This is a genomic window from Streptomyces sp. NPDC005402 (assembly GCF_040606575.1).
Taxonomy (GTDB): domain Bacteria; phylum Actinomycetota; class Actinomycetes; order Streptomycetales; family Streptomycetaceae; genus Streptomyces.
This window is the reverse complement of record NZ_JBEXFB010000012.1, coordinates 218738-243843: the sequence shown is the minus strand read 5'-3', so window position 1 is coordinate 243843 and position 25106 is coordinate 218738. Positions and strand designations below refer to the sequence as shown.

At 71.7% G+C, this 25106-nt stretch carries 29 protein-coding genes and 1 riboswitch; of the genes, 13 read left to right on the top strand and 16 right to left on the bottom strand.

From position 1 onward, the window contains the following. Positions 1-14 precede the first annotated feature (14 nt). Positions 15-998, top strand: a complete 984-nt coding sequence (locus ABZT02_RS24525) for a DEDDh family exonuclease (RefSeq protein ID WP_356020630.1) — start codon at positions 15-17, stop codon at positions 996-998. Between the two features lie 54 nt (positions 999-1052). On the opposite strand, the gene ABZT02_RS24520 is transcribed toward ABZT02_RS24525, so the two are convergent. Beyond that, a complete protein-coding gene (locus ABZT02_RS24520; protein ID WP_356020629.1) occupies positions 1053-1301 on the bottom strand; it encodes a hypothetical protein in 249 nt (82 codons plus the stop codon). Positions 1302-1428: 127 nt separating this feature from the next. Between ABZT02_RS24520 and ABZT02_RS24515 the strand changes: the two genes are divergently transcribed. Continuing rightward, positions 1429-2226: an SURF1 family protein gene (locus tag ABZT02_RS24515; RefSeq protein WP_356020628.1), complete on the top strand. Its 798-nt coding sequence runs from the start codon at positions 1429-1431 to the stop codon at positions 2224-2226. An 81-nt stretch (positions 2227-2307) separates the two neighbouring features. Here the strand turns inward: ABZT02_RS24515 and ABZT02_RS24510 are convergent, their stop codons facing one another. From ABZT02_RS24510 to ABZT02_RS24495, 4 genes are all read right to left on the bottom strand, one after another. Beyond that, positions 2308-3243, bottom strand: coding sequence for a hypothetical protein (locus tag ABZT02_RS24510; RefSeq protein WP_356020626.1), 936 nt, complete (start codon positions 3241-3243; stop codon positions 2308-2310). 70 nt (positions 3244-3313) lie between these two features. Beyond that, positions 3314-3508 carry a YbdD/YjiX family protein gene (locus ABZT02_RS24505; RefSeq protein WP_356020737.1) on the bottom strand — a complete coding sequence of 65 codons (195 nt, stop codon included), beginning with the start codon at positions 3506-3508 and terminating at the stop codon, positions 3314-3316. Positions 3509-3552: 44 nt separating this feature from the next. Next, a complete protein-coding gene (locus ABZT02_RS24500) occupies positions 3553-5703 on the bottom strand; it encodes a carbon starvation CstA family protein (RefSeq protein WP_356020623.1) in 2151 nt (716 codons plus the stop codon). A 39-nt stretch (positions 5704-5742) separates the two neighbouring features. Further along, positions 5743-5958 carry a DUF3311 domain-containing protein gene (locus ABZT02_RS24495; RefSeq protein WP_356020621.1) on the bottom strand — a complete coding sequence of 72 codons (216 nt, stop codon included), beginning with the start codon at positions 5956-5958 and terminating at the stop codon, positions 5743-5745. Between the two features lie 189 nt (positions 5959-6147). On the opposite strand from ABZT02_RS24495, the gene ABZT02_RS24490 reads away from it, so the two are divergent. Genes ABZT02_RS24490 through ABZT02_RS24470 form a run of 5 tightly spaced genes read left to right on the top strand, consistent with a single transcriptional unit; the run spans position 6148 to position 11100 of the window. After that, on the top strand, positions 6148-7680 hold the full coding sequence (locus ABZT02_RS24490; protein WP_356020619.1) for a sodium:solute symporter family protein: 1533 nt from the start codon (positions 6148-6150) through the stop codon (positions 7678-7680). Next, positions 7677-8246: a sigma-70 family RNA polymerase sigma factor gene (locus tag ABZT02_RS24485; RefSeq protein WP_356020616.1), complete on the top strand. Its 570-nt coding sequence runs from the start codon at positions 7677-7679 to the stop codon at positions 8244-8246. Before ABZT02_RS24490 ends, ABZT02_RS24485 begins: the two co-directional genes overlap by 4 nt. After that, the gene (locus tag ABZT02_RS24480; protein ID WP_356020735.1) at positions 8246-8521 is read left to right on the top strand and encodes a hypothetical protein; all 276 of its coding nucleotides are present in this window, start codon (positions 8246-8248) and stop codon (positions 8519-8521) included. Before ABZT02_RS24485 ends, ABZT02_RS24480 begins: the two co-directional genes overlap by 1 nt. 33 nt (positions 8522-8554) lie before the next feature. Continuing rightward, positions 8555-10339 carry a glycoside hydrolase family 15 protein gene (locus tag ABZT02_RS24475; RefSeq protein WP_356020613.1) on the top strand — a complete coding sequence of 595 codons (1785 nt, stop codon included), beginning with the start codon at positions 8555-8557 and terminating at the stop codon, positions 10337-10339. A gap of 5 nt (positions 10340-10344) precedes the next feature. Continuing rightward, positions 10345-11100, top strand: coding sequence for an SDR family oxidoreductase (locus tag ABZT02_RS24470; RefSeq protein WP_356020611.1), 756 nt, complete (start codon positions 10345-10347; stop codon positions 11098-11100). 3 nt (positions 11101-11103) lie between these two features. Here ABZT02_RS24470 and amaP read toward each other — a convergent pair whose 3' ends face one another. The 5 genes from amaP to ABZT02_RS24445 are packed head-to-tail and all read right to left on the bottom strand — an operon-like array spanning position 11104 to position 13501. After that, complete coding sequence (amaP, locus tag ABZT02_RS24465; protein ID WP_356020608.1) at positions 11104-11682, bottom strand: alkaline shock response membrane anchor protein AmaP; 579 nt, start codon at positions 11680-11682, stop codon at positions 11104-11106. A 6-nt stretch (positions 11683-11688) separates the two neighbouring features. Then, positions 11689-12378 (bottom strand): DUF6286 domain-containing protein, encoded by a 690-nt coding sequence (locus ABZT02_RS24460; RefSeq protein ID WP_356020606.1) that lies wholly within the window; start codon positions 12376-12378, stop codon positions 11689-11691. Continuing rightward, positions 12375-12809 (bottom strand): Asp23/Gls24 family envelope stress response protein, encoded by a 435-nt coding sequence (locus ABZT02_RS24455; RefSeq protein WP_356020604.1) that lies wholly within the window; start codon positions 12807-12809, stop codon positions 12375-12377. The genes ABZT02_RS24460 and ABZT02_RS24455 overlap by 4 nt, the downstream gene beginning before the upstream one ends. After that, positions 12806-13000 carry a hypothetical protein gene (locus tag ABZT02_RS24450; RefSeq protein WP_020121359.1) on the bottom strand — a complete coding sequence of 65 codons (195 nt, stop codon included), beginning with the start codon at positions 12998-13000 and terminating at the stop codon, positions 12806-12808. The genes ABZT02_RS24455 and ABZT02_RS24450 overlap by 4 nt, the downstream gene beginning before the upstream one ends. A gap of 36 nt (positions 13001-13036) precedes the next feature. Beyond that, a complete protein-coding gene (locus ABZT02_RS24445; RefSeq protein ID WP_356020601.1) occupies positions 13037-13501 on the bottom strand; it encodes an Asp23/Gls24 family envelope stress response protein in 465 nt (154 codons plus the stop codon). An 85-nt stretch (positions 13502-13586) separates the two neighbouring features. On the opposite strand from ABZT02_RS24445, the gene ABZT02_RS24440 reads away from it, so the two are divergent. Then, a complete protein-coding gene (locus ABZT02_RS24440; RefSeq protein WP_356020599.1) occupies positions 13587-14303 on the top strand; it encodes a nucleopolyhedrovirus P10 family protein in 717 nt (238 codons plus the stop codon). Here ABZT02_RS24440 and ABZT02_RS24435 read toward each other — a convergent pair. From ABZT02_RS24435 to ABZT02_RS24425, 3 genes are all read right to left on the bottom strand, one after another. Further along, positions 14300-15112, bottom strand: coding sequence for an enoyl-CoA hydratase/isomerase family protein (locus ABZT02_RS24435; protein WP_356020596.1), 813 nt, complete (start codon positions 15110-15112; stop codon positions 14300-14302). The genes ABZT02_RS24440 and ABZT02_RS24435 overlap by 4 nt on opposite strands. Positions 15113-15228: 116 nt before the next feature. Further along, a complete protein-coding gene (locus ABZT02_RS24430) occupies positions 15229-15450 on the bottom strand; it encodes a helix-turn-helix domain-containing protein (RefSeq protein ID WP_004002281.1) in 222 nt (73 codons plus the stop codon). 351 nt (positions 15451-15801) lie between these two features. Continuing rightward, the gene (locus ABZT02_RS24425) at positions 15802-17400 is read right to left on the bottom strand and encodes an ABC-F family ATP-binding cassette domain-containing protein (RefSeq protein WP_356020594.1); all 1599 of its coding nucleotides are present in this window, start codon (positions 17398-17400) and stop codon (positions 15802-15804) included. 196 nt (positions 17401-17596) lie between these two features. On the opposite strand from ABZT02_RS24425, the gene ABZT02_RS24420 reads away from it, so the two are divergent. Together ABZT02_RS24420 and ABZT02_RS24415 are read left to right on the top strand one after the other, a co-directional pair. Beyond that, positions 17597-18487: a neutral zinc metallopeptidase gene (locus ABZT02_RS24420; RefSeq protein WP_356020592.1), complete on the top strand. Its 891-nt coding sequence runs from the start codon at positions 17597-17599 to the stop codon at positions 18485-18487. Between the two features lie 86 nt (positions 18488-18573). Further along, positions 18574-18987: a VOC family protein gene (locus ABZT02_RS24415; protein ID WP_356020590.1), complete on the top strand. Its 414-nt coding sequence runs from the start codon at positions 18574-18576 to the stop codon at positions 18985-18987. Between the two features lies 1 nt (position 18988). Here ABZT02_RS24415 and ABZT02_RS24410 read toward each other — a convergent pair whose 3' ends face one another. The 3 genes from ABZT02_RS24410 to ABZT02_RS24400 form a co-directional block, all read right to left on the bottom strand. Further along, positions 18989-20386, bottom strand: coding sequence for a hypothetical protein (locus tag ABZT02_RS24410; RefSeq protein ID WP_356020588.1), 1398 nt, complete (start codon positions 20384-20386; stop codon positions 18989-18991). A 157-nt stretch (positions 20387-20543) separates the two neighbouring features. Then, entirely contained in the window at positions 20544-21719 is a 1176-nt protein-coding gene (locus ABZT02_RS24405; protein ID WP_356020585.1) for an alpha/beta hydrolase, read from the bottom strand. Between the two features lie 261 nt (positions 21720-21980). Then, the gene (locus tag ABZT02_RS24400; protein WP_356020583.1) at positions 21981-22688 is read right to left on the bottom strand and encodes a class II aldolase/adducin family protein; all 708 of its coding nucleotides are present in this window, start codon (positions 22686-22688) and stop codon (positions 21981-21983) included. 149 nt (positions 22689-22837) lie between these two features. Between ABZT02_RS24400 and ABZT02_RS24395 the strand changes: the two genes are divergently transcribed. From ABZT02_RS24395 to ABZT02_RS24385, 3 genes are all read left to right on the top strand, one after another. Next, positions 22838-22996, top strand: coding sequence for a hypothetical protein (locus ABZT02_RS24395; RefSeq protein ID WP_356020581.1), 159 nt, complete (start codon positions 22838-22840; stop codon positions 22994-22996). A gap of 336 nt (positions 22997-23332) precedes the next feature. Next, positions 23333-24571 carry an inorganic phosphate transporter gene (locus ABZT02_RS24390; RefSeq protein WP_356020578.1) on the top strand — a complete coding sequence of 413 codons (1239 nt, stop codon included), beginning with the start codon at positions 23333-23335 and terminating at the stop codon, positions 24569-24571. 26 nt (positions 24572-24597) lie between these two features. Further along, complete coding sequence (locus ABZT02_RS24385; protein WP_356020576.1) at positions 24598-24819, top strand: hypothetical protein; 222 nt, start codon at positions 24598-24600, stop codon at positions 24817-24819. A 129-nt stretch (positions 24820-24948) separates the two neighbouring features. Continuing rightward, positions 24949-25092, top strand: a riboswitch (cobalamin riboswitch). The last annotated feature ends 14 nt before the right edge of the window (positions 25093-25106 follow it).

Sequence of the window (25106 nt, the reverse complement as noted above, 5' to 3'; positions counted from 1 at the left end):
TATCCTCATGAACCATGCTCGAAGACCAGACGACCGCAGCGTCCTCCCCCACAGCGTGGCCGGCCGCGTATCCGCAGGGATACGCGGTCGTCGACGTGGAGACCACCGGCCTGGCCCGCGACGACCGCATAATCTCCGCGGCCGTCTACCGGCTGGACGCCCGTGGTGAGGTCGAGGACCACTGGTACACGCTGGTCAATCCGGAGCGCGACCCGGGCCCCGTCTGGATCCACGGGCTGACGAGTGAGGCACTCGAAGGCGCCCCTCTCTTCCAGGACATCGCCGACGAGTTCTCGGCGCGCCTGGACGGTCGCGTGCTCGTCGCGCACAACGCCGTCTTCGACTGGCAGATGATCGCCCGCGAGTACGCGCGCGCGGGCCGGGTGGCGCCGGTGAGTCAACGGCTGTGCACCATCGTCCTGTCGAAGGAACTCGGCCTGCCGCTGCCCAACCACAAGCTGGAGTCGCTGGCGGCCCACTTCGGCGTCGTACAGCAGCGGGCGCACCACGCCCTCGACGACGCGCGCGTGCTCGCGGAGGCGTTCCGGCCGAGCCTGCGGGACGCCGCCGCGCGAAGCGTGCGGTTGCCGCTGCACGAGTGCCGGCCGCTGACCGAGTGGACGGACCGGGCGGTGCCCCGGCAGTCGACGGGCTACAGCAGCTATCGGCCGACCAGTTGGCGGCCCACGCGCAAGCGGCCCGCGTGCCCCTACCCCAACCCGGGGCGGTACGAGGACGGCAAACCGCTCAAACAGGGCATGCGGATCGCCTTCTCCGGGGACACCTCGACCGAACGCGACCTCCTGGAGGACCGGGCGATCGAGGCCGGGCTGCATGTCGCCACCAGCATCTCCCGGCTGACCAGTCTGCTCGTCACCAACGACCCGGACTCGGGCACGTCCAAGGTGGTCAAGGCCCGGCAGTTCGGCACACCGGTCGTCGACGAGGCGGCCTTCGGGCAGCTGCTCCGGGATGTGGAGCCGGCGTCGGAGGGGTGATCGTACGGTCCTTTCGGAATCCGTGAGAGTCCCTGCGACACCCGCGGGCGTCGGCTACACAGCGGAGCCGATCTTGTCCACGATGCCGGTCCTGCCCTCCGCGCGGGCACAATGCGCGCCGCAGAACCAGTGACCGTCCACCTCGACACCCTGGCCGATGATCTGCACCCGGCAGTGCTCGCAGATGGGGGCCATGCGGTGGATCGCGCAGGCGAACGAATCGAAGACGTGGCGGGCCCCGTCCCGGGTCTCGACGGTGAACGCCAGCTCGTAGTCGTTCCCACACACTTCGCAACGTGTCATAAGCCGAATCGTCAGGGGCGGGGCCGGCATCCGCAAGCCGACAGCGCCCCATCGGGTGGGCGTCGTCGACCGGGTCCGACCACACCCCTGTGCGTACACCCCACGGTCCGAGTTGTACGGTCGTGGGGTGTACCGCTTCCTGTTGTCCCGGCAGTGGGTGATCCTCACGCTGGTCGCCCTCCTCCTCATCCCCACGATGATCAGGCTGGGCATCTGGCAGATGCACCGCTACGAGGAGCGCACCGCCCGCAACCAGCTGGTCTCGGACGCCATGTCCGCGAAGCCGGTGCCCGTGGAGCGGATGACCTCGCCCGGACACGCGGTCACCACCCACGACCGGTATCGCAGCGTGACCGCGAAGGGGCACTTCGACACCGACGGCGAGGTCGTCGTCCGGCGCCGCACCAACTCCGACGACGAGGTCGGCTACCACGTCCTTACCCCCTTCGTCCTCGACGACGGCAAGGTGCTGCTGGTCAACCGGGGCTGGATTCCCGCGAACGGTCCGAGCCAGACGGCGTTCCCGAAGGTCCCCGCTCCCCCGAAGGGGGAGATCACCGTCACCGGGCGGCTGATGCCCGACGAGACGACCGCGGCGAGCGGCATCAAGAACCTCAAGGGGCTGCCGGACCGGCAGGTCATGCTGATCAACAGCGAGCAGGAGGCCGAGCGGTTGGGAGCCACGGTGCTCGGCGGCTACATCGCCCAGACGGCACCCGAGCCGAAGGGTGACAGCCCGGAACTGATCGGCGGTGATCCCGGCAAGGAGGACGCCGCGCTGAACTACGCCTACGCCATCCAGTGGTGGCTGTTCTCCGTCGGCGTTCCGATCGGATGGGTCGTCCTGGTGCGGCGCGAGCTCCGCGACCGCCGGGAGAAGGCGGAGCGGGAAGGCGCGACGGAGGCCGAGCCGGCCACGGTGTGACCCACCGGCCCGGCCGCGCCGCACAAACAAGGCGACGCGTCCCTTCGACCATGTGGTCCCGGCCCCGAAGCACCCTCCGCCTCACCGCCCCGGACGGTCCCGCCAATCGAGAAACGTGCGCTCCGGCTCCGGCAGCAGCTCCCACGGGTGCGGAGTCATATGGCGACCGAGCCGCCGGAACACGGATGCCACGTCGGTCGGACGGTGGGCGCGGACGAGTGCGAACGCCAGGATGTTGAGGTCGGCGACGGCCTCGGCGTGCGGTGCCGCGGCGGTGTGGAACCAGTCGGTGAGGGCCGACTCGATCTCGGCGCCGGCCCGGGTTTCGTTCCAGTGGCTGTCGGCCCCGAGGGACATCTGCCGCTGCCGGTGGGCGACGAGTTCGACGCGGGCCGCCACGGGCAGCAGGGCGAGCGGTGAGCCGTGCGGGGCTCGGGCGGCGCCCTGCCCGGCGAAGTCCATCATGTCGGCGACCGAGCCGTGTCCGCGCGGGGACAGATAGTTCAGCAGCCGGTGGTAGGCGCCCCGGTGCCACGGGGCACGGGTGACGGCCTCGGTCCAGACGGGCACGGCGTCCCGGAGCGGCACGGCGAGGGAGTGCAGCAGCCCCAGGAGGGCCAGCCAGGGCGTCGGATCCTCCGGGCAGGCCTCGGCGGCACGCAGACACGCCCGTTCGGCGTCCTGGACGGCGGCCCACCCTTCGGCGGGGGCCCGACGCACGCACCGTACGCAGGCCCGCAACACCAGCGCGTCCCCGTCACCGGGCCGTTCGGTGATCCACCGCTCGCACACCGATACCGGCAAGAGGTGCGCGAGTACGGACATCCGGTGCCACCGGCGGTCCCAGTCCCTCCCCGTGTCCCGCAGCAACTCGGCGACCGGCTGCCAGAGCGGGCGGCTGGACCCCGCGCCGAGACCGTGCGACTGAAGCGTGGGCCGCAGCTCGGTCAGAGCCGCGTGCAGCGCGTCGTCGTCCAGCGCGGGGTGGACCAACAGGGCGGTACGGCGTCTGAACATCTCGATCCCAAAGGTGAGTGGGGCCTGCGGGGTGGGCCGTACGCCCACCCCGCCATCCGCGACAGCGGCCTCAACAGCACCGCCCCTGCGGATGAGCCTCCCGATGCCGAGTGCGCAGCACCTCGTACTCCCGCCGGTTCGGTACCGGCGCGAGCGGATGGTGGCGCAGATGCCGCTCGCGGTAACGGTCGTACTCCGCCTCCCCGGTCAGCTCCCGCAGGTACCAGCGGACGGCCCCCGCCCATCGCCGTACCGCCACCGCCACCGCCACCGCCACTGTCCCTGTCACTGTCACTGTCACTGTCACTGTCACGAGCGCACTCCCGCGAGCTCCTCACCGGCCCGCTCGGGCACGTCGATCCGCGACTCGACGTACGGCGCCTCGGTGGTCTTCGACGCCCCCGGCGCCCGGACGGCCCGTGCGCACACCACCCCCGCGTTGACGATCACGATCGCGACCAGCAGCAGGAATACGGTGATCAGCACCCCGTCGACCGTGGAGTTGGTGACCACGGTGTGCATGTCATCGAGGGTCTTGGCGGGGGCCAGCACCTGGCCCGCGTCGATGCCGTCCGCGTACTTGGCCCGCTGGGCGAAGAACCCGACGCGCGGATCGCCGGAGAAGATCTTCTGCCAGCCCGCGGTGAAGGTGATCGCGACCACCCAGGCCAGCGGGATCCCGGTGACCCACGCCCAGCGCAGTTTCCCGGACTTGACGAGGACCGTGGTGCACACGGCCAGGGCGATGGCGGCCAGCAGCTGGTTCGCGATACCGAAGAGCGGGAAGAGCTGGTTGATTCCGCCGAGCGGGTCGGTCGCGCCGGTGTACAGGAAGTAGCCCCAGGCCGCGACCACCAGAGCACTGCACAGCCAGATGCCCGGCTTCCAGTTGACCCGGCCGGCCGGCTTCCACACGTTGCCGAGCAGGTCCTGGAGCATGAAGCGGCCGACCCGGGTGCCCGCGTCCACCGTCGTCAGGATGAACAGCGCCTCGAACATGATCGCGAAGTGGTACCAGAAGGCCTTCATGGCCGTACCGCCGAACACCCCGGAGAAGATCTCCGACATGCCGACCGCGAGGGTCGGGGCGCCGCCGGAGCGGGCGATCAACGACTGTTCCTCGACCGCCCTGGCCGCGTGGGTCAACTGGTCGGGCGTGATGGTGAAGCCGAGACCGGCGACCGCGTGCGACGCCGACTCGGCCGTCGTGCCCAGCAGTCCCGCCGGGGCGTTCATCGCGTAGTACAGGCCGGGCTCCAGGGTCGCCGCGGCGATCAGCGCCATGATCGCGACGAACGACTCCATCAGCATGGCGCCGTAACCGATGAGGCGGACCTGTGACTCCTTCCGGATCAGCTTCGGTGTCGTGCCGGAGGAGACCAGGGCGTGGAAGCCGGACAGCGCGCCGCAGGCGATGGTGATGAACAGGAAGGGGAACAGGGAGCCCGCGAACACCGGCCCGGCGCCCGAGGTGGCGAAGTCGCTCACCGCGTCCGCGCGCAGCACCGGGGCGGCGACCACGACCCCCACCGCGAGCAGTCCGATCGTGCCGATCTTCATGAAGGTGGAGAGGTAGTCGCGCGGGGCGAGGAGCATCCAGACCGGGAGGACGGAGGCGACGAAGCCGTAGCCGATCAGGCAGAAGACCAGGGTCGTGGGGCTGAGCGTGAAGGCCGGCGCGAGCGAGGAGTTCTGCACCCAGCTGCCGCCGACGATCGCGAGCAGCAGCAACGCCACGCCGATGAAGCTGGTCTCCACGACCCGGCCGGGGCGGATGCGGTGCAGCCAGAAGCCCATGAACAGGGCGATCGGGATGGTCATCGCGACGGAGAAGGTGCCCCACGGGGAGTGGGCGAGGGCGTTGACCACGACCAGGGCCAGCACACCCAGGAGGATGATCATGATGACGAGGACGGCGATCAGCGCGGCCGCGCCGCCCACCCGCCCGATCTCGTCACGGGCCATCTGCCCGAGCGACTTTCCGTCCCGGCGCATGGACAGGAACAGCACGACCATGTCCTGTACGGCCCCCGCGAAGATCACTCCGGCGACGATCCACAGGGTGCCGGGCAGGTATCCCATCTGGGCCGCGAGGACCGGGCCGACCAGCGGTCCGGCGCCCGCGATCGCGGCGAAATGGTGGCCGAGCAGGACCCGCTTGTCGGTGGGGTGGAAGTCGACGCCGTCCTCGAGCCGTTCGGCCGGGGTGGCGCGGCGGTCGTCCGGTTGCAGGACGCGGCGGGCGATGAAGCGGGAGTAGAAGCGGTAGGCGATCGCATACGAGCCGAGCGCGGCGACGACCAGCCAGACCGCGGAGATCTTCTCGCCCCGGGCCAGTGCGAGCACGCCCCAGGCGACCGCGCCGAGCAGCGCGACGACGGCCCACAGCAGCATCGACCGGGGCGACATACGCGACTTTTCAGGCGCCTCAAGGGCAGGCTGAAGGACGGTTTCGGGCATGGCGGCTCCTCACCAGGAGTGGTGCGAGATCAGTAGGGCTCAGCGGCGACGTCGGTCCGACAGTGCATACGCGGCGAGCAGGCACAGGCCGCACCCCGGCACCCAGGCGAGCTGGTACCAGTAGAAGAACGGCGTGCCCGCCAGGCGCGGCTCCGCACCGGCGTACATCGGGACCCACAGCAGTCCCGCGGCGGGTGCGAGGAGCAGTACGGCGATCGCGACGCGCCGTAGCCGGTGCTGACCGGTTCGTGCCATGACCTGCGCTCCTCTCCCCATCGCTGTCGGTCTGTGCAAGAGTTGCCCACCTCCCGCGGACGGTTGACAGCGAATTCCGGGGAGATTTCCCGCCGGTGTCCGTCATCCGAACCGGCGGCCCGCGCAACTTAAGCGCGAGGGCACAGAGACACCTTCGGGTACACCCGGGGCACACCAAGGACGGTGACCATGGCCGACAGCGCCATGACCGCGACGTTCCTCGCCGTGATCGGCGGAGCGTCGCTGCTCGCCGTGACCGCGCGCCGGCTGCGCCCCCATGACCGGCTGCCGTCCCTGGAGGGCTGGGCGCTGGCCGACCGCAGCCTCGGCCCGGTATGGACCTGGCTGCTGCTCGGCGGCACGATCTTCACCGCGTACACCTTCACCGCGGTACCGGGCCTGGCGTACGGCAACGGCGGGGCCGCGTTCTTCGCGGTGCCGTACACGGTGATCGTCTGCCCGATCGCCTTCGTGCTGCTCAGCCGCCTGGGCGAGGTGGCCCGGCGGCACGGCTACATCACCGCCGCCGACTTCGTGCGCGGCCGCTACGGTTCGCCGGCGCTGGCCCTGGTGGTCGCGCTGACCGGGATCCTGGCGACGATGCCGTATCTGGCGCTGCAACTGCTCGGGATACGGGCGGTGCTGACCGCCGGGGGCGTGTATCCGCGGGGCGCGACCGGTGATTTGGTGATGGTGGCGCTGTTCGCGGGGCTCGCGGTGGCCACCTACCGGCACGGGCTGCGGGCACCCACCGTGATCTCCGCGCTGAAGGCGGTCGCGGTCTTCGTCTCGCTCACCGCCGTGACCTGGCTGGTCCTGGAGCGGCTCGGCGGACCGGGCGCGGTGTTCGACGGGGCGGCCGAGCGCCTGGGCGCACCGGCGCTCCTGCTCTCCCCCGGACAGCAGCCCGCCTACGCCACCCTCGCCCTCGGTTCCGCGCTCGCCCTGCTGATGTACCCGCACGTCCTGACCGCCGGCTTCGCCGCCGACAGCTCCCGCACCCTGCGCAAGGTCGCCGTGGCCCTGCCCGCCTGGACGGGGCTGCTCGCACTCTTCGGGTTCCTGGGCATCGCGGCGCTCGCGGCGGGCGTACAGGCACCGCGGGGCGGCGCCGAGACCGCCGTACCGATGCTGGTGGACCGGCTGATGCCGGCGCCGCTGGCCGGGCTGGTGTTCGGCGCGATCACCGTGGGGGCGCTGGTCCCGGCCGCGGTGATGTCGATCGCGGCGGCCACCAGCTTCGTCCGCAACGTGTACGTCGAGTACGTGCACCCCACCGCCACGCCCAAGCGGCAGGTGCGGATCGCCAAGGCGGTGTCACTGACGGCGAAGGCGGGCGCGGTGGCCTTCGTGTTCGGGCTGCGCGACCAGGACGCCGTCAACCTCCAGCTCCTCGGCGGGGTCTGGATCCTGCAGATCTTCCCGGCCGTCGCCGTGGGGCTGTTCACCGGGCGGCTGCATCCGCGCGCGCTGCTCGCCGGGTGGGCCGCGGGCATGCTGACCGGCACCTTCCTCGTCGTCCGCGAGGGCTTCTCCTCACTCGGCAGCGGGCCCTTCCGGATCTACGCCGGGCTCGTCGCCCTCCTGCTCAACCTGACCGTCGCCCTGGCCGGGACCGCGGCCCTCGAACGGCTCGGCGTCCCACGCGGCGCCGACCTGACCGACCTACCGTCGCGCCTGACCGTCAGGCGGCGCCCCGAGACGGGAGCGAACAACCCGTGAGACAGCACCTGAGACACGGCACCGCCGTGCCCGTCCCGCTCGCCCCCGCCGCGGCCGACCCGGCCGAGCTGGAGCGCGAGGCGGGTGTGGCCCGCCTTTTCGAGCTGCACTACGCCTCGATGCTCCGCCTCGCCGTGCTGCTCGGCGCCGACGACCCGGAGAACGTGGTCGCCGAGGCCTACTACCAGATCTACCGGAAGTGGCGGCGGCTGCGGGACACCGAGGCCGCGGAGGCCTATCTGCGCTCCACGGTCTGCAATCTGACCCGGATGCGGATACGGCACCTGCAGGTCGCCCGCAAGCACGTCGAGAACCCCCCGGCAGGAACGGACGAGCTCGTCGCCTCCGCCGAGAGCACCGCGCTCCTCCACGACGACCAGCGCGTCCTCATCGACGCGCTCCAGCAGCTGCCCGCCCGGCAGCGCGAGGCGCTGGTGCTCAGGCACTGGCTCGGGCTGAAGGAGAGCGAGATCGCCTCGGCGATGGGCATCTCCTGCGGCTCGGTGAAGACCCATACGGCGCGCGGCCTGGCCGCCCTGACCCAGGCGATGGAGGCCCGGCGATGATGAACGACGCGAGTCCGGACCGTACCGAACGGGAACTCCAGGAGGCCCTCGCCGCACTGGCGGGCGGGGTGCACGCGGCTCCCGACGCCTATCGCACGGCACGTGGCGAGTGGCTGCGCCGCGAGCGCCGCCGCCGGCTCGTCCTGACCGTGCTCATCGCCGTCGTGTTCGCGCTGGCGACCCTGATCGGACTGTGGGTGCTGAACCAGAGTCCGGCGCACTCGGGAGTGATCTTCTCCGGCACGGCGGCGTCACTCCCCCGGCCGCACCCCTGATTGCCCGCCCGGCCTGCCGGGAAACCGCACTCCGTGCACCCCCGTATCGAGGACTACGCCCTCATCGGCGACGAGCAGACCGCCGCCCTGGTCGGCATGGACGGCTCCGTGGACTGGCTGTGCCTGCCCCGCTTCGACTCGGCGGCCTGCTTCGCCAGGCTGCTCGGGGACGAGGAGAACGGCCACTGGCGGATCGCTCCGAAGAACGCCGACCGGTGCACGAGGCGCGGCTACCGCCCCGGCACCCTCGTCCTGGACACCGAGTGGGAGACCGACGAGGGCGCGGTGCGCGTCACCGACCTGATGCCGCAGCGTGACGTCGCCCCCGACGTCGTACGCGTCGTGGAGGGGCTCAGCGGCCGGGTCACCGTGCGCAGCACGCTGCGGCTGCGCTTCGAGTACGGCTCGATCGTGCCGTGGATGCGCAGGGCGGACGGGCAACGGGTGGCCGTCGCGGGACCCGACGCGACGTGGCTGCGCAGCGAGCCCCCGGTACGCACCTGGGGCGAGCACTTCGGGACGCACTCGGAGTTCACCGTCGAGCCCGGCGAGAAGGTCGCGTTCGTCCTCACCTGGCACCCCTCGCACGAGCCGCGTCCCCCGCTGACCGACCCCTTCGAGACGCTGGAGAGCAGCGTGGCCGACTGGCAGGCGTGGTCGGCGCGCTGCCGCTACGACGGTCCGCACCGGGACGCCGTGGTCCGCTCCCTGATCACTCTGAAGGCGCTCACCTACCGGCCGACCGGCGGCATCGTGGCCGCGGCCACCACCTCGCTGCCGGAGGAGATGGGCGGGGTGCGCAACTGGGACTACCGGTACTGCTGGCTGCGCGACTCCACCCTCACCCTGGCGGCGCTGGTGCAGTGCGGCTACCTGGAGGAGGCCGAGGCCTGGCGCAACTGGCTGCTGCGCGCGGTCGCCGGCGACCCGGCCGACCTCCAGATCATGTACGGCGTCGCGGGCGAGCGCCGGCTGCCCGAGTTCGAGCTGCCCTGGCTGTCCGGTTTCGGCGGCTCCAGGCCCGTCCGCATCGGCAACGAGGCCGTGAAACAGCTCCAGCTGGACGTGTACGGCGAGGTCATGGACTCGCTGTCGCTGGCCCGGCGGGCGGGCCTGCCCGCCATTCCGCACATGTGGTCCCTGCAGAGCGTCCTGCTGGACTTCCTGCGGTCCTCCTGGCGGCAGCCGGACGAGGGGATCTGGGAAGTGCGTGGCGGCCGCCGCGACTTCGTCCACTCGAAGGTCATGGTGTGGGTCGCCGCCGACCGTGCCGTGCGCGCCCTGGAGACCTACCCGGATCTGCGGGGCGACCTGGACGGCTGGCGCGCGCTGCGCGAGGAGGTGCACCGCGAGGTCTGCGAGAGGGGCTACGACCCCGAACGCAACACCTTCACCCAGTACTACGGCTCGCGCGAACTCGACGCGTCCCTGCTGCTGATCCCGCGCACCGGCTTCCTGCCGCCCGACGATCCCCGGGTCGTCGGCACCATCGACGCGATCCGCGCGGAGCTGGACCACGACGGACTGGTACGGCGGTACAGCGTCGAGGAGACCCCCGTCGACGGGCTGCCCGGCGGCGAGGGCACCTTCCTGGTGTGCTCGTTCTGGCTCGCCGACGCCCTCCACATGACCGGCCGTACGAAGGAGGCGCGGGACCTCTTCGAACGCCTGCTGGGGCTGGCCAACGACGTGGGGCTGCTGTCCGAGGAGTACGACCCCGTGGCCGACGCCCAGCTCGGCAACTTCCCGCAGGCGTTCAGCCACATCGGTCTGGTGACCACCGCCCTCACCTTGTTCGGGGGCGAGGAGGCAGGATAGGGGCCATGGATCTTGGACTGAGGGACCGTGTGTACGTCGTCACCGGCGCGACCCGTGGGCTCGGCAACGCGGCCGCGCGTTCGCTGGTCGCGGACGGGGCGAAGGTGGTGGTGACCGGGCGGGAGGAGAAGCGGGCGCTCGCCGCGGCCGCGGAGTTGGGGCCGAACGCCGTGGGCGTGGCCGTCGACAACGCCGATCCGTCAGCGCCCGAGCGGCTGATCGCCGCCGCGCGTGAGCACTTCGGCGGCTTCGACGGAGTGCTCATCAGTGTCGGTGGGCCCGCGCCCGGTTTTGTCGCCGACAACACGGACGAGCAGTGGCAGGCCGCGTTCGAGTCCGTGTTCCTCGGCGCGGTTCGGTTGGCCCGGGCGGCCGCGGCGGAGTTGGAGGACGGGGGTGTGATCGGGTTCGTGCTGTCGGCGTCGGTGCACGAGCCGCTTCCGGGGCTGACCATCTCGAACGGGCTGCGGCCCGGTCTCGCCGGGTTCGCGAAGTCTCTCGCCGATGAGCTGGGGCCGCGAGGAATTCGCGTCGTGGGACTCCTGCCGTCCCGTATCGACACGGACCGCGTGCGCGAGCTGGACGGGATGTCGGCTGATCCCGAAGCCACGCGGGTCGCCAACGAGTCCCGGATTCCCTTGCGTCGGTATGGGACGCCCGAGGAGTTCGGGCGGGCGTCGGCGTTCTTGCTGTCGCCGGCTGCTTCCTATCTGACCGGGGTCATGTTGCCGGTCGACGGGGGCATGCGGCACGGTTTCTGACCGTCAACTGACCCTTTCCGCCTTGTGCTTGACGCCGGTCATGCGGACCTCGGCCGGCAGTGAGTCGAGGCCCGCCGAAGTGCGGGCGTGGGTCAGGGCCTCGGTCGTCAGGTGGTGCAGGGCGGTTCCCGGATCCACGTGCGGTTCCAGGTGGAGGCGTACGTGGGTCTCGGGGGCCTCCGGGCGGCCTTTCAGGCCCACCTGGGCTCGTTGTACGCCGTCCAATTGGCCCGCGTCGCTCGCCAGTACGGTCTCCAACGCCCGGCCCCGCAACAGCGCGCCCTCGCCGTCGCCGGTGTTGACGCGTACCTCCGTGAGCCGGCGCCTGCGCAGTACCGTTGTCAGCCACCACAGGGTCAGGAGCACCACGAGTGCCAGTGCGGCGATGACCGTCGGCCACCACCAGCCCTCGCCGTCCCAGCGGGTGCGCTCCGCGTCGCTCAGCAGGACGTCCTTCTTGCCGTCGTGGATCCACCACGAGGGCGGGTCGAGGCCGAGGCCCACGGCGAGCACCGAGCCGCCGACGACGAGCAGTACCAGGCCCATCAGGCCGATCAGTACGCGGTTGACGGTCCTGAGCATCTGGCCTCAGCCCTTCTTCCCGGTCGTCGTCCGCGCCACATGCACCGACAGGGCGGGGGGCCGGGCCAGGCCCAGTCCCCTGATCGCCTCGGTGAGGGTCACGTCCAGGTCGGCGCGTACGTCGTCCAGTTCACGGAAGTGGGAGACCGCGCGGACGTCGGCCTTCGTCCGCCTCATCCGTACGCGTGCGGACTGGACGCCGGCCACCTCCATGGCCCGGTCGCGCAGCACCATGGCGGCCGCGTCCCGGTGGAGGCCGGCGCGGACGTCGGGGTGGATGCGGCGCATCGGGAGGACGCCGCGCAGACCCGGTGTGACGGCCAGGACGAGCAGCCACAGGCCCAGCGCCGCGGCGACGCCGGCGCCGACCAGAACCCAGATGTCGTCCAGGGGGCGTTCGGCGAGTTGCACCGAGAGTTCGCGGCGCCAGTGCATGGCCGGCCGGTGCGCCCGGACGGCCGCGATGTCGTACAGGAAGATGCCCGCGACGAGCAGGAGCAGCACGGCGACGATGCCGGCCGGGATCCTGCGCGCCGACCAGAAACGGCGTGCGCCGCCGCCCGCCCCGTCCTCCAAAACGGGTGGTGGTCCGTACGCGGTCGCCGACGCGGACTGGTCGCGCCGGTCCGGTTCCGCCGCCCGTTCGATGACCGGCAGTCGTTGTGTGGTGCCTTCGGAGCCCTGGGGCTCGCTCATCGCGTCCTCCCCTTTGCCGCGCCGTGCGCCTGTGCCGGATGCAGCCGTTCCACCTGGACGCTGACCTCCGACACCTCCATGCCCACCAACGCGACTACCCGCTCGCCCACTTGCTGACGCACCTCTCGGCAACGCGTGCCGATGTCGCAGGGGTAGTCGAGTTCGAGGTGCACGCGGACGCGGACCACTGCGGTGGGGGTCCCCCCGTTCGAGCGAACCCGAGAGTGGGGCAGGACGACGACGGTGGCGTAGGGGGGCTCGGCCTCGGCGGGGAGTTTTCCGAGCGCCTCGCGGGCCGCCTGTCCCGCGACCTTCGCGACCACCCGGTCGGCGATCCTCGTCGCCCCTCGGTCCGCGGGCGGGACGGCGGTCGCGGTCAGGGGTCCGCGGAGCTCGTCCGCCGTGCCGTTCTCACTGCTCACGGACGTCATGGCCGCCGGTCACGTCGGTCGTCACGGGTACGGAAGAAGTCGCCGATCTCCAGGTCCCCCTCCAGGAACCGGCCGACGACGAAGCCGATGGCGCCCAGCGCCGCCACCAGCAGGAAGGCGCCGAACCCGCCGAAATATCCTGCGAAGCCCAGCGCCATGCCGGCGATCATGCCGACCACGGCCATGCTCATCGTGCGCTCCCTCAAGGTCCTTCACGTGTGGTGCGGCTACTGAAGACGGGACTCCGGCTCCTCGTCCTCCTCGTCGGGCAGCTTCACATCGCTCACCGCGACATTGACCTCGACGACCTCCAGGCCGGTCATCCGCTCCACGGCGGCGATGACGTTCTCCCGCACGGCCTTGGCCACGTCGGAGATCGAGACGCCGTAGTCGACGACGATCTCCAGGTCGAGCGCGGTCTGCACCTCGCCGACCTCCACCTTGACCCCGCGGGTGGCGGACTTCGAACCGCCGGGCACCCGGTCCCGTACGGCCCCGAAGGTGCGGCTCAGGCCGCTGCCCATGGCGTGGACGCCGAGGACGTCCCGTGCCGCGAGGCCGGCGATCTTCTCCACGACACCGTCGGCGATGGTGGTACGCCCACGGGTCGCGGGGTCTCCGCCGCCGCGCTTGGTGGTCTTCCGCAGCTGCGCCTGCGGCTCCACCTCGGTGCTCTGCGTCATGTCGGTCATCGCGTCACCCCTTTCGCTCGTCCTCCTTCGACCACCGTAAGCGCGGTTGCGCGATCGCGCGCCGGAGATGCGGCAGGCTGGAGTAATGACGGCGGAGCAGTGGGCACGGACGGTGCGGCATCAGCTGGGGCTGGGCAGGCTGCTGCCCCTGGGCGGGCCGCGCGACGGCGCGTGGATCTCCGAGGAGGCGGCCCGGACGGTGCTGCGGGCCGTCGCGGAGGACCTTCACGGCGTACGGCTGGGCACGGTGCGCATCGCGCTCGCCGATCCGGAGGACACGCACGAGCCCGCCGTACCGCCGCCTCCGGGCGCGCTGCCGCCCGGCCCGCTGCGGCTCACGGCGGAGTTCGGGGCCACGCCCGCGGAGCCGCTGCCGGTGACGGCCGAGCGGCTGCGCACGGCACTCGCCGGGGTGGCGGCCGGGCTGCTGGGGCTGGAGCTCGCCGAGGTGGATCTGCGGGTGACGGCCCTGCTGGACGAGGACGCGGACCCCTCCCCCGTACCGGCGCCCGAGCCGCCGCGTCCCGCGGAGGCGGAGCCCGGCGACGAGACCCTCGCGGCCGTCGCCGCGCTGGCGGTGCCCGGGGTGGGCCGGCTGACCGGTCTGCTGGGGCGGCCGGTGCACATCCGGGACCGGGAGACCGGGGACGGCTCCCTCCCGCGCCGCCATGTCCGCGTCGAACTGGCGGTGGACGCGGACCGCCGGGCCCTGGACGTGGCCCGGGAGGTCCGCGCCGCCGTGGGAGCTGTGCTGCCGGATCGTCCGACGGTGGCCGTGCTGGTGACGGCCGTGCTGACCTAGTCGCCGACTCCGGCGAGGTCCCGCAGCCGTCGGGTCTGGGCGGCGCGCTCGGCGCCGCGCTGCTCGTCGTAGGTGCGGTCCTGGGCGCCGCGCAGCAGCGCCTTGGTCTCGACGACCGCGTCGCGGGGGGCGGACAGAAGGGCGGCCGCCAGGTCCCGCACGGCGCCGTCGAGCTGGTCGAGCGGTACGGCGATGTTGGCGAGGCCGGTGCTCACGGCCTCCTCGGCCGTGACGGAGCGCCCGGTGGCGCAGATCTCCAGCGCCCGGGCGTAGCCGACGAGGCCCACCAGGGGGTGGGTGCCGGCGAGGTCGGGAACCAGGCCCAGGCTGGTCTCGCGCATGGCGAACTGCACGTCGTCGGCGACGACGCGCAGGTCACAGGCGAGGGCCAGCTGGAAGCCCGCTCCGATGGCGTGCCCCTGCACGGCGGCGATGGACACGACGTCACTGCGCCGCCACCAGGTGAAGCCCTCCTGGAACTCCGCGATGGCGGCGTCGAGTTCGGCGTCACCACTGCGGGCGAGGTCGATGAACGACGGCTCGCCCTCGATCCCCTCGGGCGTGAACATCTGCCGGTCGAGCCCGGCGGAGAAGGACTTGCCCTCGCCGCGCAGCACCACGACCCGGACGGAGCCCGGCACCAGCCGGCCCGCCTCGGCGAGCGCCCGCCACAGAGCGGGGCTCTGCGCGTTGCGCTTGGCCGGGTTGGTCAGCGTCACCGTGGCGAGGGTGTCCTCGACGGTGAGCCGTACGCCGTCCTTGTCGAGCAGGGGAACTGATTCCTGGCCGTCCTGGCTGGACATAGCCATGGGGCGCCTCCGATGCGTGCGGTCAGCAGAGCGATGCTAAGTGACTGCACAGTAACCACCCGGTCAGTCGGCCGACCGACCGGGTGGCCACCATCGAAGCCGATGGGCCGCCCGGTTCAGGACGATGCGGCCTTCTTGCCCCGCGTCGCTCCGCCACGCCCACGAAGCGTGACGCCCGATTCGCTGAGCATCCGGTGCACGAAGCCATACGAGCGGCCGGTTTCCTCGGCCAGTGCCCGAATGCTCGCACCGGAGTCGTACTTTTTCTTCAGGTCTGCCGCGAGCTTGTCGCGCGCGGCGCCGGTTACCCGGCTGCCCTTCTTCAGAGTCTCGGCCACCCGGTCCTCCTCATGGGAAGTGCGCTCTGGTCCTCTCATGATCACCCCTCCGGGCGTTCATGGCCACCCATTCGGCAAGGTCCGTGCGACACGGTTCTGACGACAGGAGCGCGTCCCCACATACGGAATCTGTGATTCCACCGGGGCGCGTTCGTACCGCCGAACGGGTTCCTTTGTGAAAGGCCAGGTCAGAGACGTACGACGGCCGAGCCCTTGTCGATAAAGGACTCGGCCGTGAAATCGATGTAGGACACACCTCGGTACGAGGAGATCTCACACAGATGATGGATCACCGGTGGGCCGAATGATCCATACGCCGTTGATCACCATTCGATCAAGCGGCACCGACGGTCAGGCGAGGGCGACCAGATCCGCGTAGTCCGCGCCCCACAGGTCCTCGACGCCGTCCGGCAGCAGGATGATCCGCTCCGGCTGGAGCGCCTCGACGGCGCCCTCGTCGTGGGTGACCAGGACGACCGCGCCCTTGTAGGTGCGCAGGGCGCCGAGGATCTCCTCGCGGCTGGCCGGGTCGAGGTTGTTGGTGGGCTCGTCGAGGAGCAGGACGTTCGCCGAGGACACGACCAGGGTGGCGAGCGCCAGCCGGGTCTTCTCGCCGCCGGACAGGACGCCGGCCGGCTTGTCGACGTCGTCGCCGGAGAACAGGAACGAGCCGAGCGTCTTGCGCACCTCGACGAGGTCGAGGTCGGGAGCCGCCGAGCGCATGTTCTCCAGGACCGTGCGCTCGGGGTCGAGGGTCTCGTGCTCCTGGGCGTAGTAGCCGAGCTTGAGGCCGTGGCCGGGCACGACCGCGCCGGTGTCCGGCTGCTCGGTGCCGGCCAGCAGGCGCAGCAGGGTGGTCTTGCCCGCGCCGTTGAGGCCCAGGATGACCACGCGGGAGCCCTTGTCGATGGCCAGGTCGACGTCGGTGAAGATCTCCAGCGAGCCGTACGACTTCGACAGGCCCTCCGCCATCAGCGGGGTCTTGCCGCAGGGCGCGGGCTCGGGGAAGCGCAGCTTGGCGACCTTGTCCTGCTGGCGCACCGCGTCGAGCCCGGCGAGCAGCCGGTCGGCACGCTTGGCCATGTTCTGCGCGGCGACCGTCTTGGTGGCCTTGGCACGCATCTTGTCGGCCTGCGAGTGCAGGGCCGCGGCCTTCTTCTCGGCGTTCTGCCGCTCGCGCTTCCTGCGCTTCTCGTCCGCCTCGCGCTGCTGCTGGTAGAGCTTCCAGCCCATGTTGTAGACGTCGATCTGGGCGCGGTTGGCGTCCAGGTAGAACACCTTGTTGACGACCGTCTCGACCAGGTCGACGTCGTGGGAGATCACGATGAAGCCGCCGCGGTAGGTCTTGAGGTAGTCGCGCAGCCAGACGATCGAGTCGGCGTCGAGGTGGTTGGTCGGCTCGTCGAGAAGCAGGGTGTCGGCGTCGGAGAAGAGGATCCGGGCCAGTTCGATACGGCGGCGCTGACCACCGGAGAGGGTGTGCAGGGGCTGGCCCAGCACCCGGTCGGGGAGGTTCAGCGCGGCGGCGATGGTGGAGGCCTCCGCCTCGGCGGAGTACCCGCCCTTGGTGAGGAACTCGGTCTCCTGTCGCTCGTACTGCCGCAGCGCCTTCTCCCGGGTGGCGCCGGAGCCGTTGGCGATGCGCTGCTCGTTGTCGCGCATCTTCTTCAGCAGGACGTCGAGGCCGCGCGCGGAGAGGATGCGGTCGCGGGCGAGCACGTCGAGGTCGCCGGTGCGGGGGTCCTGGGGGAGGTAGCCGACCTCGCCGGAGCGGGTGATCTGGCCCGCGGCGGGGATGCCCTCGCCGGCCAGGCACTTGGTGAGGGTGGTCTTCCCCGCGCCGTTGCGGCCGACCAGGCCGATGCGGTCGCCCTTGGCGATTCGGAAGGTGGCGGACTCGATGAGGACTCGGGCGCCGGCGCGCAGCTCGATACCGGAGGCGGAGATCACGGACAGACTCCTGGGCGGATTCGGGATTGACGGGTGGGCGGCTGAGGCGTTCCCGCCGTCTAATGCGCGAGGAGAATGGCCATGGGCCAAGTCTAACGGGGGCGTGCAAGCACTTTTCCTGAGTGCGGGTGTTCGGTTGGTCTCGCTCCGGGTATCCGGTCGGTCCCGTCGCCGTCTCTCGCCCGGAGGTGTCCGCATGCAGTTCGACGACGACGCCAGGCTGGACACCTCCGAGGTGCAGGACGTGCGCGGCAGCCGCGTCCCGGGCGGGAAGGCGACCGTCGGTGGTGGCATCGGCGGGCTGATCGTCCTGCTCCTCGGGCTCTTCCTCGGTGTCGGCCCGGACCAGCTCGGGCTCACCGACGGCGGCGGACAGCCCGCGGCCACGGCCTCCGGCCTCGGCGAGGTCGAGCAGAGCTGCAAGAGCGGGCAGGACGCGAACACGCGCGACGACTGCCGGACGGTGGCGGTGGTCAACAGCGTGCAGGACTACTGGGACCAGGAGTTCCAGCGGCGCGGTGACACGTACACCCGCTCCTCCACCATCCTGTTCGGTGAACAGGTCGGCACGGCGTGCGGGTCGGCGACCTCGGCGGTCGGGCCGTTCTACTGCCCGGGCGACCGGAAGGTCTATCTCGACCTCGGGTTCTTCGACGAGCTGCGGTCGAAGTTCGGGGCGAGCGGCGGGCCGTTCGCGCAGGCGTACGTGGTGGCGCACGAGTACGGGCATCACGTGCAGGACCTGATGGGCACGCTGAGCCGGTCGCAGGACGGGCGCACGGGCGCGGACAGCAACGCGGTGAAGGTGGAACTCCAGGCGGACTGCTACGCCGGGGTGTGGGCCCGGCACGCGACCACGACGAACGACGAGTCGACGGGGCGCCCGCTCATCACGAGTCTCACGGACGCGGACATCGCCGACGGTCTGGACGCGGCGGCGGCCGTGGGCGACGACCGGATCCAGGAGCGGTTCCAGGGTCGAGTGACACCGGAGTCGTGGACGCACGGGTCGGCCGAGCAGCGGCAGAGCTGGTTCCGGCAGGGGTACGAGTCCGGCGACCTCACGCGGTGCGACACCTTCCGTTGAGGTTCCACCAGGCCCCTGTCGGTGGTCGCTGCGAGACTGGTCCACGGATCGATGTCCGGCTTTTTGGTCACAAGGGAGTGATCGGCATGACCGGTACCGGTGGTGGACGTCCGAGCATCTACCCCGCACTGCTGTACGCGGACGCGAAGGCGGCCATCAGGCAGCTGACCGAGGCCTTCGGCTTCACCGAGCTCGCGGTGTACGAGGGCGAGGACGGCCTGGTGGCCCACGCCGAGCTGGTGCAGGGCAACGGCGCGGTGATGCTCGGTTCGAAGGGCACCGGCAGCGCCTACGACAAGCTGATGAAGGACGCGGGCCCGACCGGGGTGTACGTGGTCGTGGACGACGTCGACGCGCACCACCGCCACGCCGTGGAGCACGGCGCGGAGATCCTGATGCCCCCGACGGACCAGGACTACGGCTCCCGGGACTACATGGCCCGGGACGCCGAGGGCAATGTGTGGAGCTTCGGGACGTACGCGCCGGAGGTACGCCCCTGACTCACCCGCCGGTGTGCACCTGGAAGGCGGCGCGGCGGACGGCCTTGGCGAGGGCCGGGTCGGGGTGCGCGGCGGCGAGGGCGACCAGGACCTGCACGGTGCGCGGGTGGCCCACGGCCCGCACCTCGTCCAGCAGTTGAGGGACGGTCGGCTGGAGCGCCGACTCCAGGTGCCGCACCAGCATCGGGGCCTCACCGTGGTCGGCGACGGCCGCCGCGGTGTCGACCCACAGCCAGGTGGCCTCTTCCCGGGTGAGGACCTCGTGGGCGTCCTCCGGGTCGATCCCGTCGTGCTCGGCCAGCCACAGCAGGGCGTACGGCCGCAGGGTGGGCTCGTCGGCCACCGAGCGGACGTCGGGCTCGGCGGGGGCGCCGACGACGCGCAGGGCCTCGAAGGCGAGACCGCGCAGCAGGGCGTCGTCGCCGCGGGCGGCACCGAGGAGTTCGGTGACGGCACTGCCGACGGGGCGGGCGGCCAGCCAGGCGCGGTACTCGGCGCGGGCCGCGTTCGGACGCAGCTGGGCGCAGCCGCGCAGCATCTCCTCGGCGGCGACCTCGATGTTGCCGGCCGGGCTCTGTGCGGCGACGCAGATCTGCTCCAGCTTGACCCACACCGCCCAGTTGCCGAGCGGGGTGAGGGTGGCCTGGCCGTCGCCGTAGGTCAGGGCTCCGACGGAGGCGAGGGCGCGCAGGGCCCAGTCGAGGAGGGGGGCCAGGGGGGCGTCGGCCGTCTCCGGCTCCGCCACGGGTTCCGGCTGGGGGCCGTAGGGGATCTCGCAGCGCTCGGTGCGCAGTTCGGTGACGCGCTGCTCCAGGAGGTCCAGGAGCTGCTCGACGGGGACGGGGCCGGCGGACAGCTGGAGGAAGGAGAGCACCTGGGGCATGGCCGAGACGACCTCGGCGACCGCCGCGGGCTCGCGGTCGGCGGGTTCCGGGAAGGCCAGCGACCAGGCGTCGAAGAGGGCGACCCAGCCGCGCAGTACGGCACTGTCGTCGCGGTCCCAGGCGCGCAGCCGCCAGCCGGGGCGGGCGTTGTCGCCGTGCACCTCGACGAGGCCCGCGAGGCGGGCGGTGTCCCAGTCGGCGCGGACCTGAGCCGCGGTCAGGCCGAGGTCCTCGGCCGCGCGGGCGGCTGTCTCGTCGGAGAGGGTGCCGTTGCCGTCGGAGCCGGCGCCGTCCCTGCCGGGGCCCAGGGCGCCGTCGGCCCAGTGCGCGACGCGGGCCGCGTCGGCAAGACCCCTGCGCGCCATTCTGGCCAGTTCCGCGGGGGCCGGCGTGCCCTCCGGGGGGCGGGGCGCGGGGCGGCGTGGGCGCCGTTGGTTCACAGCTGAGGGGGCGGCGGCCAGGGGTCGCGGGCGGACGAGTCGAAGCCTGGAGTCGCGCGGGATACGGGACGTCACGGGTGCAGTCTTCCGGTTGACGGTCCGAAAACCCAAACGGAATGTCACCGCGGGCGCCGGGCAGGGCCGGCGCCGGGGCCGCGCGGAGGGGCATACGCCGAGATCAGGCCAGTAGTACGGGCTTAAACGGAACCTGTGGGACCGGGGCGCCCGGAGGTCACATCAGGGGAGTGAGGAAACGGCGCAGTGCCTCCTCGTAGGCGCTCGGGTCGGCGTTCCACATCGCCGCGTGGGGGGCCTGACGGACCGTGTGCAGGGCGATCCGGTCCGGGTGGGCGTCGGCGAGACGGCGGGAGAGGGTCCAGGGGGCGATCGTGTCGTCCGGGCCGTGGAGGATCAGGGTCGGCGGCGGGGGCCCGTCGGGGCCCGTCCTGTCGGCCCGGTCCTCGCGGTCGGCGTAGGGGACGGTCCGGTCGGCGTACAGGCCGGAGCGGTCGCTGGGCAGGCCGGTGCGGCCCTGTGCCGCGCGCACCGCGAGCGGGAGGAGGACGCCGGGGGTGTGGCGGGCCGCGGCGAGGGCGCGCAGGGTCAGCTCCCAGCTGAGCACCGGGGAGTCCAGGACGAGCCCCTTGACGCGGCCGCGCAGGCCGGAGCGGGCGGCGGCGCGCAGGGCCATGGTGGCGCCGGTGGACCAGCCGTGCAGCACGAGTTGGCGGGCGCCGTTGCTGACGGCGTAGCGCATCGCCGCGTCCAGGTCGCGCCACTCGGTCTCGCCGAAGTGGTTCAGGCCGTCCGGCGGGCGGGGCGCGCCGAGGTCGCCGCGGTGGGCGGGGGCGAGGACCGGGAAGCGGTGGCGGTGCAGGAACTCCATGATGTTCAGGGCGTGTTCGCGGGTGGTACCGAGACCGTGCACCGCGATGACCCAGGTGTCCCGCACGCCGGGGACGAACCACGCGGGCAGCGCACCGAGTTCGCCCGGGATGTCGACGTCGGTGTGGTCGAGGCCGAGGGCCGACCCCGGGTCGCCGACGTACGCGTTCGGGGTGAGCCAGACCTTGTCGCCGGGTGCGAGGGTGCCGTGGGTGACGCGTTCCAGGCGGCGGACGACGGTGTCGGCGGAGTGCGGTTCCGCGGTGAGGACGTCGCCGACGACGGCGTGGGAGGCGTCACCGGCGAGGCCGTAGGTACCGGGGCGGAGGGCGGCGAGGTCGCGGGTGAGGGCGATGCGGCCGGCCGCGGTGGAGTGGACGGTGAGCCGGGGTTCGCCGGGCAGCGGGCGGCCCGGCGGCGCCTTCAGTCCGGCGTCGCTGGCGATCCTCCCCGCGACGATTCCGGCCGCGCCGGCCGCCAGGGCTGCGGTGACGGCAGCGGCCGTCGCTTTGACAGTGCGCACGTCTTCAGTGTCCTTTCGGACGCGGTCTTCGGCCAGTGGGCGGGGGCCTCCGGCGGTTGGGCGGCGCTGGTCGTCGGGTGTGTGCGGGCCGGTGGGGGCGGGCGTTTTGCGTGGTTCCCCGCGCCCCTGGAGGCGTGCGGTGCGTTGTGGGTCGGGGATGGGGTGCGCGGGGAACGATCCGTCCTGGCGCAGGGTGACCGCAACCCCCAGGGGCGCGGGGAACCGCGCGACCAGCCACAACGGACCCGCACCGGCAACCCCTTAAGTCCGCTGCCCGTACCCCCGCAACCGCTCCCCCACCTCCGCCACCTGTTCCTCGGTCAGGAGATGTGGCGTCAGGCCCGGTACCGCTCGGGCCGTCAGCCAGAGGTGGCACATCCACTCCAGTTGGGCTGTGCGGTCGAAGGCCTGGGACAGACTCGCGCCGTAGGCGATCGTGCCGTGGTTCTGGAGGAGGCAGGCGGTGCGGTCGGCGAGGGCGCGGAACATGTTCTCGGCCAGTTCGGCGGTGCCGTAGGTGGCGTAGGGGGCAACCCGGACGGGGCCGCCGAGTGCGGCGGTCATGTAGTGGATCGTGGGGAGTTCGGGCACGAGCGTGGAGACGGCCGTGGCGTGCACCGCGTGGGTGTGGACGACCGCGTGGGCGCCGGTGCTGCGGTAGACCGCCAGATGCATGGGGAGTTCACTCGTCGGCACCAGGGTGCCGAGCACCTGACGGCCCTCCAGGTCGACACCTGTCACGTCGCCGGGGGTGAGGCGGTCGTAGGGCACGCCGGACGGGGTGACCAGGACCGTGTCCCCGACGCGCACCGAGACGTTGCCGGAGGTGCCGACGACGAGTCCGTCGGTGACCGTCCGGCGGGCCGTATCGACCAACTCGCCCCAGGCGTCCGCCTCCTCGGCCCGCACACCCCTCGTGCCACCCCCGGCACCCGGTACGTCTCGTGGATCCTGCCGTTGCTCAGCCATGCCCGCGATCCTGCCAGCCGGGGTTTCGGGCCGTCGCGGGGCCGGGTCACTCCAGGGCGCGATCCGGCGCTCCGAAAGGGCGCGCGATCTTCCAGTAGCCTCTGGGCTTTGTCTCGTTTCGTGCACGACGCCATTCCGGGGGGGAGCACATGGCTCGTGATCACCAGGCCGGCCGTCGCCGAACCCGCGCCCTGGCCGTGCCCGCGCAGAAGGACGTCGACCGGCAGAAGGCCAACTACCGCAATCCGCACTTCGGGCACGGCACAGGCCGCGTACTTCGTACGCAACGGCGGCGCCTGGTCCGGTGATCCACCCGAACCGACCACGCGCTGTGAGCGGCCCGTTACCACTCGGCGGACGGGGGAACTCTGCCCGGCGGATGGTCGTCCTGAACACTCCGGCAGTACGCCAGCCGCAGCAGCCTGCCGGGTGACCAAAATCTCCTCAACGGGTCGGCAGGTCAGCTGAAGAGGTTCGCCGCCGGGTCATAGCGGTGGGGCCCATGGGGCGTGCGGGGGCCGCGGGGTCCGGCACAGCAATAGCCGAAGATTTCGGTCACCGTGCGGCCCGCCTCAGTTCACCTTCCGTTCATCCAGGTTACTTACGTTCGACTCGCCAATGACCTCGAACGATTGCCTGGGTAAATGGAAAACTTCTCGCTGATCCTCGCGATTGTGGTCGTCACCGCACTCGCGTTCGATTTCACGAACGGTTTTCACGACACCGCCAACGCGATGGCCACCACCATCTCGACCGGTGCACTCAAGCCCAAGGTCGCGGTGGCCATGTCCGCCGTGCTGAACCTTGTGGGCGCCTTTCTCTCGGTGGAGGTCGCCAACACGATCTCCAAGGGTCTCGTCGACGAGACCGGCATCCGTCCCGAGGTCATCTTCGCCGCCCTGGTCGGCGCGATCCTCTGGAACCTGCTGACCTGGCTGGTGGGTCTGCCCTCCAGCTCCTCGCACGCCCTCATGGGCGGTCTGATCGGCGCCACCATCGCCTCGGCGGGCATGGGCGCGGTCCACGGCGACGCGCTCGTCACCAAGGTCCTGATCCCGGCGGTCGCCGCGCCGATCGTCGCGGGCGTCGCCGCCATGCTGGCCACCCGGCTCTCCTACTCGCTGGGCAGGAAGGCCGACGGCAAGGCCGCCGCGAAGGGCTACCGCACCGGCCAGATCGCTTCGGCCGGCCTGGTCTCGCTGGCCCACGGCACCAACGACGCGCAGAAGACGATGGGCATCATCACCCTCGCCCTGGTCGCCGGCGGCGCCGTCGCCCCCGACTCCGACCCGCCCACCTGGGTCATCCTCTCCGCGGGTCTCGCCATCGCGCTCGGCACCTACCTCGGCGGCTGGCGCATCATCCGCACCATGGGCAAGGGCCTGACCGACCTCCAGCCGCAGCAGGGCTTCGCCGCCCAGACCAGCGCGGCCACGGTCATCCTGGCCTCGTCCCACCTCGGCTTCTCCCTGTCCACCACGCACGCCGTCTCCGGTTCGGTGATGGGCGCCGGCCTCGGCCGCAAGGGCGGGGTCGTCCGCTGGTCGACGGCCACCCGCATGCTCGTCGCCTGGGGCCTCACCCTCCCGGCGGCCGCCCTGGTGGGCGCCCTGGCCGAGTCCGTCACGGACCTCGGCGACTGGGGCACCGCGGTCGTGGCGGTCTTCCTCGTCGCCTCCAGCGCGGGGATCTGGAAGCTCTCGCGGCGCGAGGTCGTGGACGCGTCGAACGTCAACCACACCGACGAGCCGGCCGGCGTGGTGACCACGGCCATCGCCGCCGTGATCCCGCCGCCCGCGGGCCCCGTGACCGAGGACCTCATCGCCACGATCCCGGCCCCGCCCGTCACGACGGAACCGGCCGCCCCGCCGGCCGCCGTCTGAGCCCGCCGCACTAAGGAAGCCTCACCATGAAGATCGACTGGGAAGCACTCGGCTCCGTCTTCGGCGTCAGCCTCGTCGTCACCGTGGGCCTCGTGGCCCTGTTCACCCTCGGCATCATGGGCCTGTCCCGCCAGGAACGGGCCACGGCCCAGGGCGGCTCGGCCGGCCTCGCGGTCACCGGCGCCTACGCCTGCTTCGCGGCATGCGCGGCGGCGGTGGCGTACGGGATCTATCTGATCGTGGCCTGACGGCACCCCGTCACTCGACGGCCGGGCGGGCACGGAACTTCGGGTTCCGTGCCCGCCCGGCCGTCTGTGGTGACCGGCGATGTGGGGTTCTGCACACTCCCCCGCCGCAGGTCAACAGCAAGTTGACGGGTCTCGAAGGCCCGTGGTGGACTGCCGGAGCCATATACGGCGGCAGAAGAGGAAGCCGGTGCGAATCCGGCGCGGTCCCGCCACTGTCACCGGGGTAGGTAGCCCCGGGAGCCAGGAACTCTCGCCGCCGGACTCGTCGAACCAGGGCGTGGACACCC